Origin of the sequence: Alcanivorax sp. MD8A (assembly GCF_002888555.1) — a bacterium.
Classification (GTDB): domain Bacteria; phylum Pseudomonadota; class Gammaproteobacteria; order Pseudomonadales; family Alcanivoracaceae; genus Alcanivorax.
The window spans coordinates 121,208-136,047 of sequence record NZ_AQOQ01000007.1 but is presented as its reverse complement, the minus strand read 5'-3'; the positions used below and the strand labels follow the sequence as shown (position 1 = coordinate 136,047).

8 protein-coding genes and 1 pseudogene are annotated in these 14,840 nt (G+C 59.8%); 2 read left to right on the top strand and 7 right to left on the bottom strand.

The window, feature by feature from the left end; translation table 11 throughout:
- Positions 1-206: pseudogene (locus A15D_RS05725) on the top strand (hypothetical protein); the annotation flags it as partial.
- 79 nt (positions 207-285) lie between these two features.
- Here A15D_RS05725 and A15D_RS05720 read toward each other — a convergent pair.
- The 5 genes from A15D_RS05720 to A15D_RS05700 all read right to left on the bottom strand — a co-directional run bounded on the left by A15D_RS05720 (position 286) and on the right by A15D_RS05700 (position 11,170).
- Positions 286-1,113 carry an ion transporter gene (locus tag A15D_RS05720; protein WP_102791146.1) on the bottom strand — a complete coding sequence of 276 codons (828 nt, stop codon included), beginning with the start codon at positions 1,111-1,113 and terminating at the stop codon, positions 286-288.
- A gap of 143 nt (positions 1,114-1,256) precedes the next feature.
- Entirely contained in the window at positions 1,257-3,188 is a 1,932-nt protein-coding gene (gene recD, locus A15D_RS05715; protein WP_102791145.1) for an exodeoxyribonuclease V subunit alpha, read from the bottom strand.
- Between the two features lie 186 nt (positions 3,189-3,374).
- Positions 3,375-6,995 carry an exodeoxyribonuclease V subunit beta gene (recB, locus tag A15D_RS05710; protein WP_102791144.1) on the bottom strand — a complete coding sequence of 1,207 codons (3,621 nt, stop codon included), beginning with the start codon at positions 6,993-6,995 and terminating at the stop codon, positions 3,375-3,377.
- Positions 6,992-10,363, bottom strand: a complete 3,372-nt coding sequence (gene recC / locus A15D_RS05705; RefSeq protein ID WP_102791143.1) for an exodeoxyribonuclease V subunit gamma — start codon at positions 10,361-10,363, stop codon at positions 6,992-6,994. The genes recB and recC overlap by 4 nt, the downstream gene beginning before the upstream one ends.
- 105 nt (positions 10,364-10,468) lie before the next feature.
- On the bottom strand, positions 10,469-11,170 hold the full coding sequence (locus tag A15D_RS05700) for a LysE family translocator (RefSeq protein WP_233192102.1): 702 nt from the start codon (positions 11,168-11,170) through the stop codon (positions 10,469-10,471).
- A 141-nt stretch (positions 11,171-11,311) separates the two neighbouring features.
- Here A15D_RS05700 and A15D_RS05695 point away from each other — a divergent pair, with 141 nt between their 5' ends.
- The gene (locus A15D_RS05695) at positions 11,312-12,712 is read left to right on the top strand and encodes a PLP-dependent aminotransferase family protein (protein ID WP_102791141.1); all 1,401 of its coding nucleotides are present in this window, start codon (positions 11,312-11,314) and stop codon (positions 12,710-12,712) included.
- Between the two features lie 41 nt (positions 12,713-12,753).
- Here A15D_RS05695 and A15D_RS05690 read toward each other — a convergent pair whose 3' ends face one another.
- Together A15D_RS05690 and A15D_RS05685 are read right to left on the bottom strand one after the other, a co-directional pair.
- Positions 12,754-13,197, bottom strand: coding sequence for a DUF3332 family protein (locus A15D_RS05690; protein ID WP_102791140.1), 444 nt, complete (start codon positions 13,195-13,197; stop codon positions 12,754-12,756).
- Between the two features lie 200 nt (positions 13,198-13,397).
- Entirely contained in the window at positions 13,398-14,756 is a 1,359-nt protein-coding gene (locus A15D_RS05685; RefSeq protein WP_102791139.1) for a KamA family radical SAM protein, read from the bottom strand.
- Positions 14,757-14,840 lie beyond the last annotated feature (84 nt).

The window sequence follows — 14,840 nt, the reverse complement described above, 5'->3', positions numbered from 1 at the left end:
ACGACATGAAATACGGCTGGTGGCAGAAATTCAATTACGCCTGGATTCGGGGTTTTACCTGGACCGCACAAGTACTTTTGCCCAAAAGCATGGAGCACCATCCGATTTATCATGAGGCGCAGGCCCGCCTCGAAGGCAAGCGACTGGGCGGTTATAACCAGTGGCTGATCGAAGCCTTTTTCGACAAGGAACGGATCGTTAACTGACTGTGTGGTAAGGGACACCATGGTGTCCCTTTTTTAGGCTGAAAGATAACCGGGCGGCCTGTAGTGTAAAGAGGAAAACTTACTCTTTGCGGGCTTTCATCAGGGCTGTGAGCTCGGTAAGTTGCGACTGCATCTCTGCCAATTGCCGTGTCATTTTTTCGCGCTCGTCATGGGCCTGCTCCGCTTGTTTGGCATTTTGTTCCTCGCTCATCACTTCCAGAATGGCCCCGATCATCATGTTCAGGAAGACGAACGCGGTCAGGAAAATAAAGCTGAGGTAATACAGCCAGCTTAACGGGTAGCTTTCCATGGTGGCGTACATCACGTCGGTCCAGTCTTCGAAGGTGGCCACCCGGAACAGGGTCAGCATGGAGATGGCCACATCCCCCCACAGGGTTTCATCGACACTGGAGAAGAACATGGAGCCCATGGCCGCGTAGATATAGAAAATGATGAACATCAACAGTGCGATGTAGCCCATGCGCGGGATGGCCTTGATCAGCGAGTTGATCAGGAAGCGCAGTTCCGGCACCACCGATACCAGTCGCAATACCCTAAATACCCTCAGTAGCCGGCCCAGCAGAACCACTTCGGCATTGTCCATGGGGATCAGGCTGCCGATGACTACCAGCGTATCGAACAGATTCCAGCCATCCAGCAGGAACCGCTTCTTGTCGGGGTGTACGCCCAGGCGGAACAGAATTTCTACCAGAAAGAAAACCGTGATGGCGTTGTCCAGTAGCGCCAGGGTGTCGCTGAATAGCGGTGGCAGGGTGTAGGTATTGGCTCCGATGGTCAGTGCCGACAGGATAATGATGGCAATGACCGCGCCCTGAAACAGCTTGCTGGATTCGATGCGGCGCAGGTACTCGAGCGTGGAGGCGGGCTGGGTCAATTCGGATGACATGACGGGTTGCGGTCCTGTGTGCAGTGTGGCTCAACAGATTCAGATGCGGATTCTAATCGGCGATGGCCCCGCAGGGTAGGTCTACGGGGCGGGCGGAGGCGGATGCCGGCAGAGGCGTCTGGTGCTCTCCGTTTGCTGCTAACTCAGCCCTGGAGCCGGTCTGCCAGCCCGGAGGCTCGCCAGGTCGGCTTGCGAATGGCACTTTCCAGCACGGACGGTTTGCCGAACTCCAGCAGGGTAAAGGTGTCACGAGCGCGGGTAATCGCGGTGTAAACCAACTCCCGGGTCAGCAGCGGGTGCGGCGCATCCGGCAGCACCAGCAAGGTGTGACGAAACTCCGAACCCTGGGATTTGTGCACGGTCATGGCGTACACGGTTTCTACCCCGTCCAGCCGCGAAGGCAGCACCCACTTGATTCGGCCGTCGGGCAACTGGAACGCCACCCGCAACCGGTGGTTGCCGTTGTCATCGGTCTCGCCGGGGAGCGTCAGGCCCACATCGCCATTCATCAGCCCCAGCTGGTAATCATTGCGCGTCATCATCACCGGGCGGCCCGCATACCACTCCCGTTCCGGTGCCAGATCCTGCTGTTGCAGGTAATGGGTAAGGCGCTGATTGAGCTGCTCTACCCCAAAGGGGCCGCTGCGCAGGCCGCTGAGCAATTGCTGGTGGGTCAACTGTTTGAGCAGACCCGCTGCCCATGGATCCCGTTCTTCGTTGCCGGGCGGCGAGTCCACCGCGGCAAACAGGCTGCGTAAGCCGGCGTGACCTGCGCTGCCTTCCACCAACAGGTTTTCCAGCTGTGTATTGTCGTTTTGCAACCGGTGACGGTTGAGGCTCTCCGGGTAATCCCGGAATGCTTCCCGTGACTTGCCCAGGTCCGCCTGATTGATGGCGGTAGCCAGGGCGCCAATGCCGGGGCTGTCTTTGGAGCGCCAGTTAGTCCGTAGCATGGCCGTGGACTGTGCCAGTGCCGTGCCGGGCTGGTCGGGCTCTTCACGGAAGTCACGAATGTCGGCGCCACAACTCTGTGCCACGAACTCCACGGTGTCGGCTTGGTAACGCCCCTCAAAGGCATGGCGACACAAATCGCCCATGACTGCGCCGGCTTCTACGCTGGCCAACTGGTCCTTGTCGCCCAGCAGGATCAGTTGCGCATGGGCGGGGAGGGCCGCCAGCAGGCTGGCCATCATGTCCATGTCGATCATGCTGGCTTCGTCTACCACCACCAGATCCGCGTGCAGGGGATTGTGGGCGTGATGACGGAAGTGCCGCGAATCTGGCCGGGTGCCCAGCAGACGGTGCAGGGTGGTCACGTCGGTGGGAATGCTGTCGCGAACCGCATCAGATACCGGCAGGGCGGCGACCTGGTCGCCAATGGATTCGGTGAGCCGTGCGGCGGCTTTGCCGGTGGGGGCGGCGAGACGAATGCGCAGGCGCTGATGGTTTTCCATGGCCAGGCTTTGCAGCAGGCCCAGCAGTTTTACCACTGTGGTGGTCTTGCCGGTCCCCGGCCCGCCGGTAATGATGCCGATGCCAACGCGGCTGGCCAGCGCGCAGGCCACCTGTTGCCAGTTGGTGCCGTTACCACTGTCAGGGAACAGCGCCTGCAACGGGCCATGCAGTTGCTGTGCAGACAGTCCGGAAGGCGTGGCCAGCCGTGCTGCAATGGCGTCGGCAACCGACCGTTCCTGTGACCAGCTACGGCGCAAATAAAGTCGATGCTGATCCAGCACCAGCGGTGTGCTGCCGTCGTTACTGACCAGCGGGCTTTGCTGCAAGGCTGTGAGCCATTGGTCCGGTGTCCCGGGGAGTAACTGCGTCAGTTCCGCTGGCGGTGATGTGCCCCACAGCTGGGTGCTCAGGGCGTCATTTTCAAAATCCAGACAGAGATGGCCACTGGCCTGCTGGTTGCTGGTAAAGGCCGCGAGTAACAGCACTTCATAGCTTGCCTCACTGCATTGCTGATGCAGAAAGCGGGCAATGGCCACATCCAGATCCCGCAACAGGCCACCATCACGCAGTTGCTCCAGGGCGTCTTCCCAGTTGAGGGCGGAGAATAGATCAGATTGCATCGAAGCCCCTCCGGGGAGAGCAGCTATGAGCTACGAGCTGCGAGCTGCCAGTTGTAAATCTGGTATTACGAAGGCAGGAGTAACAATCTCGTTTCATTGCCTTGATGCTTTGTCTCCGCGGGCATGGCGAATCCATTAACGGTGTGTTGTCTTGCGACTGGTCGCTGGTAGCTCGCAGCTCATAGCTCATTGTTTCCCTCCAAACATCGCATCCAGCCTTTCAATCAACTCCGTCGCCGGCCGGTCGAAGACCGTGCCCGCGGCTGGCCCCTGCATGCCGCGCAGGAACACATAGACGGCGCCGCCCAGGTGTTGATTCGGATTGTAGTCTTCGCCAAGCCGGTTCTTGAGAAGACGATGGAGGGCCAGCAGGTAGAGTACGTACTGCACCTCGTAACGCTTGTCGAGAATGGCACGGGTCATGGCGTCGGTGGTGTAGGCGGTGTCATCCACGCCCAGCCAGTTGGATTTGTAGTCGAGCACGTAGTACTTGCCGCGGTGTTCGAACACCAGATCGATAAAGCCCTTGAGCATGCCGTTGAGGGTGTCCGCTTCCAGTCGCGGGCGGGGCAGGTCAGGGTGGATGGCATCGCGAATGGCCTGATCCAGTGCCGCCACGCTCACCTGGTTGGCGGGCAACATGAATTCCATCTCTGCCACATAGGTGGCCATCTCGCTCAGTGCCACCTGATCAGCGGCCAGCGGTAACGGTGTTTGCAGGGCGGTTTTCCACCAGTCCTCAATCACCGCCGCGTGATCCTGCCAGCCGCGGGCCTGGAGTTTTTCTGCCACAACCTGTTCGAAGGGGGCAGGGGACGCCAGGGTCGCAACAAAGTCCTGGTTTGCTGCCTGCTCGAGAACATCATGCAGCAGGGTGCCGGGGGCGGCGCCGCGCGGGAAGGCGTGGATGCTACCCGGCAGGGGCTCCTGTTCCGGCATGCTGTCCTGATCCGGTTGTTCGGCCAACTGGTCGCTGCGCGGGTCCGCCGGGGCCAGGGTTTCCTGAACCTGCTTGAGGGCACTGTAGCTGGCAATCCACCAGGGTTGGCGTTGATGTCGGGGGGGCACTTGTACCGGTTTCAGGGTCAGCTTCCGGGTGGCCGGTTGATACGGCAGATCATTGCTCTGCGGTGGCGCGATCACGCTTACCGAGTCGCTGATGACTGGCCTCAGTGTTTCGGTGAGTTTTTCATTTTCCACACCGTCACCAAACAGCAGGCGGCCAATGGCACTTTTCTCCAGCTGGTTGGTTTTACCGTTGCCTTTCACGTAGGGGGCAATGCCCAGGGTGCAGGTATGGCAGGCCCGGGTGAGTGCCACATAGAGCAGGCGCATGTCTTCCGCCAGGCGCTCTTCGTCAGCCTTGCGTTCGTCTTCCGCATCCGGCTCCAGTGACACATGCAGCCGGTCATCATCATGGAAACGCAGCGGCGGCTTGCTCTTGTCGGCGGGGCGGAAGCTGCAAATAAAGGGCAGATACACCAGCGGGTATTCCAGCCCCTTGGATTTGTGGATGGTGATTACCTTGACCCGGTCATCATCACTTTCCAGCCGCAGGATGCTTTCCTTGCTGCTGTTGCTCTGCTGTTCGAGGGTTTCTTCCAGATAGCGAATCAGGGCCTGCTCGCCATCCAGTTGAGTGGCCATCTGCTGCAGCAATTCAGACAGGTGCAGCAGGTTGGTCAGTGCCCGCTCGCCATCCAGGCTCTGGCTGAGGCGCACCGGGACATGAAAATCCATCAGCAAACTGCGCAGCATGGGCAGCACGCCCTGCTGTTGCCACTGGTGCCGATAGCCATGGAACTGTTCCACCATGCGCTCCCAGCGCACCTCATCCTGGTTGATGGCATCCAGTTCCGTATAGGCTATATCCAGTGACGCACTGGCCAGGGCGCTGCGCACCTTGCTGTCCGATTCCGGGTTGGCGCAGGCGTGCAGGATCAGCAGCAGGTCGATCGCTTCCGGCTGGGCAAAGACGGAATCCTGGTCAGACAAATACACGCTGCGCACCGCACGTTCCATCAGCGCATCACGAATGGCTTTGGCCTCGGTGCGGTCACGAACCAGGATGGCAATGTCGTTGGGCTGGAGCGGTCGGAATTGTTCGCCTTTGCGGAAACCGGTGTCGCCTTTTTCCGCGCCGTTGAGCAGGTGGGCGATTTCGGTGGCGCAACGGTCCGCCTGTTGCTGGCGGTACTGACCGGCACTGACCGCTCTGTCGCGGTCTTCCACCCACAGTGTGATGCCTGCTTTGACCTGCCCATCCACTTCCAGTTGTTCCTTGCGACCCTGGGCTTCCACCGGGTCGAAAGGAAAGGGGCTGCCGGTTTTGGCCATACGGAAGACATCACCAAAGGTCTGGTCGCTGTAAGTGAACAACTCGTTCACAGCGGAGACCATGGCATGGGCAGAACGGAAGTTCTTTTTGAGTGTGTAGTGGTTGCCTTCGGTGGCCGTGCGGGCTTTCAGGTAGGTGAATACATCCGCGCCGCGGAATGCATAGATGGCCTGCTTGGGGTCGCCGATCATGAACCAGCCGATCTCCGGCTGATTCCCATAGAGTGCAGAGAAAATCCCGTACTGGACCGGATCGGTATCCTGAAATTCGTCGATCAGCGCTACCGGGAATTGCTCACGAATCACCGCGGCCAGCCGCTCGCCGTTGGACCCTTCCAGGGCATCGCGCAGGCGGGTGAGCATGTCATCGAAGCCCAGCGTCGCGGTCTGGCGGCGCACTTGGTCCACCCGCCGGTCAATCCAGGCGGCCACATGGGCCAGCAGGTCCGTGCGTGGCAGGCGGGTGTTTTCGCGCCCCATCAGGACCCGATCAAGCGTCTTGCAGAACAGGAAGTCCGGACGGTGGTCCTGACCCGCCTTGGTCAGCTTCAGGCCGTCTTCAGAAAACTTGAAGAGGACGTCGTAATCCTTGTCGCGCAGGCCTTCACCCTTGGCGTAGCGCTTCAGTAGCTTGAGCATGCCGGGCACACTTTTCGCCCGGTAGCTGTTGCCGTTCAGCCACTTGTTCTCCTGGGCGTCACGTACCCAGTGAAGAAAGTCCGGCAAGGCCTCCGCCAGTTGCTGGCGAGCCAGCCGGTCCAGCTCGGCCTGGGGATCGGTTTGCGTCAGCCATTTTTTGACACTGTCTGGCAGGTTCGCCGGATCGGCTTCCTTGAGCCCCAGAAGGGGACGGGCTTGCTTGAGCAGGGCATCCGGGTTGCCCAGGCCTTCGCTTTGCAACTGGTTGGCGGCACTCACCGGGAAGCGGTTGATGATGTTGCGCCAGTAATCCCGTGCCGCCTGCAGTTGGTCATCGCTGGCATCTTCCTGCAGTTCCAGGCTGAACAGGCTGCCGGAATCAAACGCATGCTGCTTGAGCATGCGATTACAGAAACCGTGGATGGTGTAGATGGCCGCTTCGTCCATCCACTGGGCGGCGGCATCCAGACGCTGGGCGCATTGCTTGCGCGCCTGCGGCTCGGCGTAGTCGGCCAGCAGTTGTGACAGCACCGGGTCGCTGGCAGTGGCGTCCGGGTCGGCAAAGGTACGGGCGGCATCGGCCAGACGGTCCCGAATCCGCTCGCGCAATTCTTCCGTGGCGGCTTCGGTAAAGGTCACCACCAGGATGTCCGGTGGCAGCAGCGGGCGGTGGAAGGCCCGGTCGTCACCATGTCCCAGCACCAGGCGCAGATAAAGCGCTGCCAGGGTGAAGGTCTTGCCGGTACCGGCGCTGGCTTCGATCAACCGGGTGCCATGCAGAGGGAAGGTGATCGGTAGCGGTGGGGCCTGACATCCGTCGTTATGGCTCATGACAGGTCCCCCAGTTCGGCCCACTGGCTGTTCAGGAAGAGGGGCGCATAGAGTTGTTCTGTCCAGTAAAGAAACAGCGGTTCTTCCTCTTTTGTCTGTGCCCAGAGCGTATCGAAATCCGGCCAGGCGCGGGCCAGTGACGGGTCATCCACTTCCCCTCGGCTGAAATCGCTGCTGGTGTATTTGTTCCTTGCTGCTTTCACGCCTTTCTCTTCATCTTCTTCCGCCAGGAAGGCAAAGGCGGTGGCACAGGCCACCGGTAGCGGATGGCAGAGCGCCTGTTGCCAGGCATGACCAAGCTGGTCGAGATGCTGCTGGGCTGCCTGCTGGGTCACCTGTAGCAAGGTAAAGCGCCCATCCTGGCCCTGTATGCGGGTGGTGAGCGGGTAACCGGCAGCACAGGCAGCCAGATGAATTACCCAGTCGCGACACAGCTTGTCGTAACGGTTTTCCAGCCTGCCGGTCTGCAGGACCAGCCGCTGGGGGTTGGCGGTGGCGCCGCGCAGATCGGTGAGCCAGTCTTCCAGTGGCAGGGGGCCAGCGGTCAGACGGATTTCCTGCTGGGGCTGCGGGCTGCCGCTCTGGGCCAACAGGGCAAAGTAATCGTCCAGCGGATCGGCCAGCGGCACCAACAAGCTGTCACGGCTACCTTCTTCAAACGGATGCAGGGGCAGGTCGCCGCTGGCGGCCAGCCGGTTCAGAGTGGCCTGCATGGTGCTTTGTGCCTGTTCCGGACCCACCTGCAGGGCATCACTGACCAGCTGATCCTGCAGTTGATAACGTTGCAGCCCATCGAAACCGAAGGGTTCGCTGTCTTCGAGTACCTGGCGTTCCAGTTTCAGTTTTGCCTTGAGCCGGCGTTCGAAAAAATGCGCCACCGGTTGTTTGAGGAAGCGACCCAGGACGCTGCAGTTCACCGGTTCGTCCACGTCCAGTGGCGGCAACGGCTGGCGATTGTCCACCCGCGGGGCCTCGCCATCATGCAGTACACGCCATTCATTGGCATAGGTGTTGAGGGCATCGTTGGCGGCATCAAAGTACTGGCCGCTGAAGGGCTGCAGGGGATGGGCCTGGGTGAGGGCCTCTACCGGGTCGCCATGGTCGCAGTGCCAGCGCTGGTTGATGTGATCGCGCAGCTGGGCCACCAGTACCGAAGGCGGACGTTCGCTGTTGTCGCGCACGTTGCGGCCGGTCCAGCTGATATAAAGGCTGTCGCGGGCGCTGAGCAGGGCTTCCAGAAACAGGTAACGGTCGTCGTCCCGCCGGGAGCGATCCCCTGGGCGATAGTTGCCCCACTGGCGCATCAGGTCGAAATCCATGGGCTGCTGCGGGCGGGGGTAATCGCCGTCTTTCATGCCCAACAGGCAGACATGGCGGAACGGAATGGCTCGCATGGGCATCAGGGTACAGACGTTGATGCGCCCGGCCATGAAGCGCTGCGACAGGCTTTCGGAATTGAGTGCATCCAGTAGTGGGCGGCGGGCCACGGTCAGCGGCAGGGCCTTGTCGAAATCCGCTTCGCCACAGGCCGCCAGCCAGTCGTTGAGGGCATCGCGCAGGCCGGCATCGAGGCCCTGATCGTCCTGTTCGTCGGGGGCAAACAGATCGTCCAGCAGCTGGCTGAAACGCAGCTGCCATTGGGTCGGAGTGGCGCTGTCGCGGAAGGCCTGCCAGTGCTGTTCCAGATTCTCCAGCAAGCGTGACAGTCGCCCGGCCAGCTCGGCGCCCAGCCCTGCTACTTCGTCCAGCGGCTGGATGTTATTCCAGGCGGGGCCATCGCCCATCAGGTAGCCGGCCAGCATGCGTTTGAGCCCGAACGCCCAGCTGTTTTGTTCAAAGCCGGGGACGTCCAGGGTGTGGCGCTGGTCGCTGTTGAGCCCCCAGCGGATACGGGCCTGATCAATCCAGCTGGCCAGCTGGGGCAAGTCGCTTTCCTCGATGGCAAAGCGCTGGCGCACTGCAGGCACCTCCAGCAGGTCGAGAATGTCGCTGGCGGTGAAGCGCCATTGGGGCAGGTGCAGCAGGGACTCCATGGCCTGGGCCATGGGCGAGGCGGCACCGGCACTGCGGTCGCTGAGGGTGTAAGGCAGGTAGCGGGGATCGTCCCGCGCCATGCGACCAAACACCGCATCAATGTAGGGCGCGTAGGCCTCGATATCCGGCACCATCACAATCACGTCCCGGGGCTGCAGGGTGGGGTCCTCGGCAAAGCGTTTCAGCAACGCATCCTGCAGGATCTCTACCTCCCGCTGGGGGCTGTGGGCGATGGTGAAATGCAGGGACGAACCCGGTTGCAGGAGCGGTCGCTGATCCGGAGCCGGCTGCGGTTCCAGATCGAGAATATCCTGCTGCAACTGTTCCAGCAGCGTGCCCGGTGTTAAATCCGTGAACAGGTCGATCTGGTTCTGGAACGCGCTGCGGTAGCTGTCCGGATCATCGTGATCATAGAGCAGCCCGATAAAGTCCCGGCCCTGTTTGCCCCAGGCGGCCAGCAGCGGATTGACCCGGTTCTCTGGCAGCAGGTCGAGGTGACGTTTGCGCTCGTCCAGTTGACGCCGGAGCAGATGACGGTCTTCCACGATATCTGCCCAGTAGTGCTGGCAGGGGTTCTGCACCAGCATCAGGATCTGGCAGTGCTGGCTGAGTGCGGCGAGGGCCTCCAGGGATTGCTGGGGAAGGGCGCTGATGCCAAAGATGATCAGGCGACGCGGCAGGCCGGGTGGCGTTTCGCCGCTCTTCAACGTTTCGATAAAACGGTCATGGATGGCGCTGCGACTGAGGCCCTGTTTGTCGTCGTCCATGTCTGTCAGTACGGCGCGCCAGAGATGGGCCTGCCAGCGCTGGCTGTCGGGGAAATCATCGTGGGCGTTGCGGTCGTGGGCCTTGCGCAGTTGATCGCGGCCGGCTTCCCAGTCGGTCAGCCAGTCGGCGCGATACACCTGGTAGGCGTCATAGAGATCCGCCAACCGTTCCGCCAGCTGATGCCGCTTGCGGCAGTCCTGGTCATCGGTAAGAAAGTGCCGTAGCGGGCCGAAGTGTGGATCGTCCAGCAGAGTCGGCAGCAAACGATACAGACGCCACAGCAACCGGGATTTGTCGAAGGGCGAAGTGCGTGGGACCTGTTCCTCCCCCAGCACGGCGCGATAGGCGTTCCATAAAAAACGGGCGGGCATCTGGAACTGGTAGCCGGCACTGATCCCCAGAGATTGGGCGAGTTGCAGTTTCAGCCATTGGGCCATGCCATTGGATTGCACCAGAAACGTCTCTGTTTCCAACGGGGACAACGGCTGGCGACGAAGCCAGTCCGCCACCAGTTCAGTGAGGGTTTCCAGACGGTTGCTGTGTAGCACCATCAGCCCGTTTTGCATGGACATTCCTTGTATAGCATTGCCAAACGCCAAGCCTAAGGGAGTCCGTCGAAGGGAGGAAGGGCCAAGGCGGTTTTCTGCCCTGACTTTACGTGTGTCGCCGGTTTACATCACGCTCATCCACCATTCCAGCTTGTCCCGTTTCAGCTCTGGCTGAGGCGCGGGGGAGGAGCTCGGCTGCACCTCGCTGGCCTGACTGGGTTGTATGCCAAAGGTGGGATACAAGGAGGCAACCAGCAGTACCGCCATGACGCGATTGAAATACCGCAGATGTTTTCCTTTTTTCAAGCCGTTCTTTAATGCCGCGCCAAACAGGTTCCAGCTACTGATCAGCGGCAAACCCACAACCACGAAGGTGCCGGCAAGCAGCAGCATGCTGGGGGTAAAGTTGTGGGGTTGGGTAAAAGTGGCCACCCCGGTCAACGTCATCATCCAGGCTTTGGGATTAACCCATTGGAACAGCGCCGCCTGGATAAAGGTCAGGGGCTGTTGCTGCTGCGGGTGGTCCTGCAGGGATCGGTTTCGCACCAGCTGCCAGGCCAGCCACAGTAAATAAAGGGCACCGGTTATGCGCAACCCGTTGATCAGAGAGGGGGAGTGACTCAGCAGCTGGCCGAGCCCCAGCGCGATGCACAGCAGCATGATCTGACAGCCGATCACGATACCCAGAATATGCGGCAACGAACGAATGAAGCCGGCGTTGGCGCCGGAAGAAACCAGCATCAGGTTGTTGGGGCCGGGGGTTCCGGTCATTACGGCAACAAAGCCGACAAGGGCGAAAATCTGCTCCATTGGCATGGCTGGCATCCATTGGCTCTGGAAGGTGTTCCAGAGTAGGTGGACAAGCCGTATCGATACAGATATAAGAAAACAAAATTGATGCAGTACAGATTGTATTTTTATAAAACTGTGCTGCCTGTTGTAACGCTATCTGTATCGGTAATTGCCATGACTTTGTATCAACGCCTTGCGGATACCCTTCAGGAACTGATTCGCGAGCAGGCGTATCCCGTGGGAAGTCGGTTACCCGGGGTGCGCATGTTGGCGGCACAGCATCAGGTGAGTGTCTCCACCGCGGTGAATGCCTGTCGGGAATTGGAGCAGCGAGGTGTCCTGGAAGCACGGTCGAGATCCGGGTATTACGTCTGTCCACCGCTTGCCGAGCTTGAACCTCCCAGGGTGGCCCGGGCGAGCCGGCGGCCGCGTCGTATCACCGGGCAGGAGCGGGTATTACAGATTCTGCAGAATGTGAATAATCCGGCGATCGTTAACCTGGGGGCGGCGGTGCCGGCCCCGGAGTACATGCCGGTGGCGACCATGGAAAAAGTCTTTCACGGGGTGCTTCGCGAACAACGAAGACGTTGCGTGGGCTACGAATTTCCCCCCGGAGCGCCTGAACTCTGCACCCAGATTGCACGTCGTATGGCCGCCTTGCAGTGTCCCACTCGCCCTGAGCAGGTACTGGTTACCAACAGTTGTCAGGAATCGGTTGCGATAGCCCTGAAACTGGTCACTCAGCCGGGAGATACGGTGGCCATTGAGTCTCCGACCTACTATGGGTTGCTGCAGGTGATTGAGTCACTGGGGCTCAAGGCGCTGGAGATTCCCACGGATCCCGAGACCGGCATCTCCCTGGACGCACTCACTCTGGCGCTGGAGCGCTGGAAGGTATCTGCCTGCGTGGTGGTGAGTAATTTCTCGAACCCGTTGGGGGTGTGCCTGTCGGATGAGCGAAAGCAAGCTTTGCTGGCCTTGCTGGCCAGACACCGGGTGCCGCTGGTGGAGGATGATATCTATGGGGACCTTCCGTTGACCGGGCGGCGACCCAGACCGATCAAGAGCTGGGATTCAACGGGGCAGGTTTTCTACTGCTCGTCTTCCTCCAAGACGTTGTCGGCGGGATTGCGTGTGGGCTGGATGGTGACCCCGGATGCTTACACCGAAAAGGCGCGTTATCTGCAGTTCATCAATACGGTGTCGGTTTCTACGCCGTCCCAGCTGGCGCTGGCTCGCTATCTGGAGAGAGGACATTACGACCGTTATCTTCGTCAGGTTTGCGGTGAGCATGCTCGCAGTGTTGCCCGAATGACGGAGCGTGTAACGCAGTTATTTCCTGCCGAAACACGGGTTAGCCGACCTGCCGGAGGGTTTGTGCTGTGGCTGGAGTTGCCCGGTGACATTGATACGTCAGAATTGATTGAACAGGCTCAGGAACAGGGGGTGAGTTTTGCGCCGGGTGCCTTGTTTTCCGCTACCGGGAAGTTTACCAACTGCCTGCGTCTTAACTGCGCGGTAAAATGGGATAACCGGGTAGAGCAGGCGCTGATTACGCTGTCTCGTCTGTGTTGATGCGCAGGCAGCAATGCCTGCCTGCGCATCGTCACATCGTCTCAGAGCATGATGGAGCCAAGCACTTCACGTTGTCCGTTCTGCACCTTGATCACTTTGCTGCCTTCCTTGATCAGGGTGTAACTTTCTGCCACCTCTCCGCTGGTGGCCAGCACGCCGATGGAACCATCAGCGTGGTAGGTCAGTTGGGCTTCGTTGCCCAGGCCGTCAGTGACGGTTTCGGTGGTGCCTGCGACTTTGGCGCCTTCCTGGCTGATCGGGTTGGTACCGGTCCAGAATTCGATAGAGTTGAAGATTACGATGTCACCCAGCAGGCTGAGCCCGTAAACCGGAATCCACCAGAAGGCGAAAGAAATCACCTGATTCACAAACTTGTTGTTGGTCGCTTCGGCATTCCAGTCCTGAACGGTATCGAAAAGGGCGTTCTGGCCGAGACAGCCGGTGAGCATCATGGCGCAAAGGGCGCTGAGCAAGCCTTTTTTCATGGTTTTTCTCCAAAAAATAAACGTCGTCGTGCCGGGGAATTATTAGCGTAATGGTGTCAGGAACACCATGCCCGATTCGGGGCATGGGTGATTTTTCTGAACAGCCGGGTTGGTGTTGCTGGGGCGATGGGTGGAGTATCCAGATTGCTCGCCCGCAAATGGAAACGCCCCGCAAAGCGGGGCGCTGGTTGGCGAGGCAGCTATCCGCGTTCCATGGCGGCCAACTCATCGTCAAAGAAAAAGGTGTCTTCACCGAAAGCCGGTTCCAGATGGTTCAGCCACGTCGCCTCTTCGTTGTATTTGGCAAAGAAGGGTCGCTGTACCCAGTCATGGTTGCGGCCCTGGATAAACCGTAACGCGAAGACCTTCTCACCGTTGATTTCGGTCACACCCTGGATCTCGACCTTGCCCGGGTGGCTGGACATGCTCGGGCCGCGGGCCGTTCGGGCAATACCCGATACCTGTTTCATGGCGTCCCGATAAATTTCCCACGCTTTGGCCAGTGGCACTTCAAAGTAGTGGCGGGCGCCGGTGTCGCGTTCCACGAACATGTAGTACGGCACAATGCCCAGCTCTACCTGGGTTTGCCACAGACGCGCCCAGTCATCGGCGTTGTCGTTGATGTGGGCCAGCAACGGTCCCTGGGCACGGATGACCGCACCGGTGGCACGAACTCGTCGCACCGCTTCTTTGGCGATGTCGGTTTCCAGTTCTTGCCAGTGGTTGTAGTGAGCCATCAGCGCCAGATGCTTTCCGCTGGCCTGGACTTCGCGGAACAGTGCCAGCAGGTCGTCAGCGTCGGCATCCGAGACCACCCGGTAGGGCCAGAACGTCAGGGCTTTGGAACCGATACGGATGGTGCGAATCTGTTCCAGTTCCAGCAACGGCTCGATATGGGCGCGCAGGTTTTTGGTTTTCATTACCAAAGGATCGCCACCGGTGATCAACACATCAGTGATTTCCGGGTGTGCCTGGATATATTTCTTGAGTTGACCTGCTTCCTTGGCGGCAATCTTCAGATCGTTGTCGCCGATGAACTGGGCCCAGCGAAAGCAGAACGTGCAATAGCTGTGACACACCTGCCCCTGGCTGGGGAAGAACAGCACCGTTTCGTTGTACTTGTGCTGGATGCCGTCGATTTTCTCGCCATCCACTTCCGGCATATTGTGTTCCATCTGGCCTGCCGGGTGAGGGTTCAGTGCTTCACGTACCTCCGCGATCACGGCCTTGATGTGGTCCTTGTCTCCACCGCGCATGGCATTGGTAACCCGGTCGAAGTGCTCCGGTGCCAGCATCCCTTTCTGTGGGAATGTCAGCTGGTAGATTGGGTCGTCGGGAACCTTGTCCCAGTTGATCAGTTCGTTGATGACGTACTCGTTTACCCGGAACGGCAGGACATTGGCAACGACCTCCATGGCGAAGCGGGTGTCGTCATCCAGACGCTTGAGTGGCTCGATCTTGTCGAGTTGTTTGGCGGTGAACACCTTGAAGCGGCGAGGCTCATCAAACTGTGTGTGCTCGCTCTGGTGCAGCGGAATAACCGTATTGGTCTCGGGCATGGTTACGCTCCTCATCATGTGCCGATGCGTTGCTGCGCGAAGACGCCACGCCAACACCGGTACACTGGCTGCCTAAACCAGCGG

What these genes read in the sequence shown, in the direction of transcription:
- A15D_RS05720 (WP_102791146.1), bottom strand. Translation starts at nt 1,113, where the DNA reads ATGTCATCCGAATTGACCCAGCCCGCCTCCACGCTCGAGTACCTGCGC.
- recD (WP_102791145.1), bottom strand. Translation starts at nt 3,188, where the DNA reads ATGCAATCTGATCTATTCTCCGCCCTCAACTGGGAAGACGCCCTGGAG.
- recB (WP_102791144.1), bottom strand. Translation starts at nt 6,995, where the DNA reads ATGAGCCATAACGACGGATGTCAGGCCCCACCGCTACCGATCACCTTC.
- recC (WP_102791143.1), bottom strand. Translation starts at nt 10,363, where the DNA reads ATGCAAAACGGGCTGATGGTGCTACACAGCAACCGTCTGGAAACCCTC.
- A15D_RS05700 (WP_233192102.1), bottom strand. Translation starts at nt 11,170, where the DNA reads ATGCCAGCCATGCCAATGGAGCAGATTTTCGCCCTTGTCGGCTTTGTT.
- A15D_RS05695 (WP_102791141.1), top strand. Translation starts at nt 11,312, where the DNA reads ATGACTTTGTATCAACGCCTTGCGGATACCCTTCAGGAACTGATTCGC.
- A15D_RS05690 (WP_102791140.1), bottom strand. Translation starts at nt 13,197, where the DNA reads ATGAAAAAAGGCTTGCTCAGCGCCCTTTGCGCCATGATGCTCACCGGC.
- A15D_RS05685 (WP_102791139.1), bottom strand. Translation starts at nt 14,756, where the DNA reads ATGCCCGAGACCAATACGGTTATTCCGCTGCACCAGAGCGAGCACACA.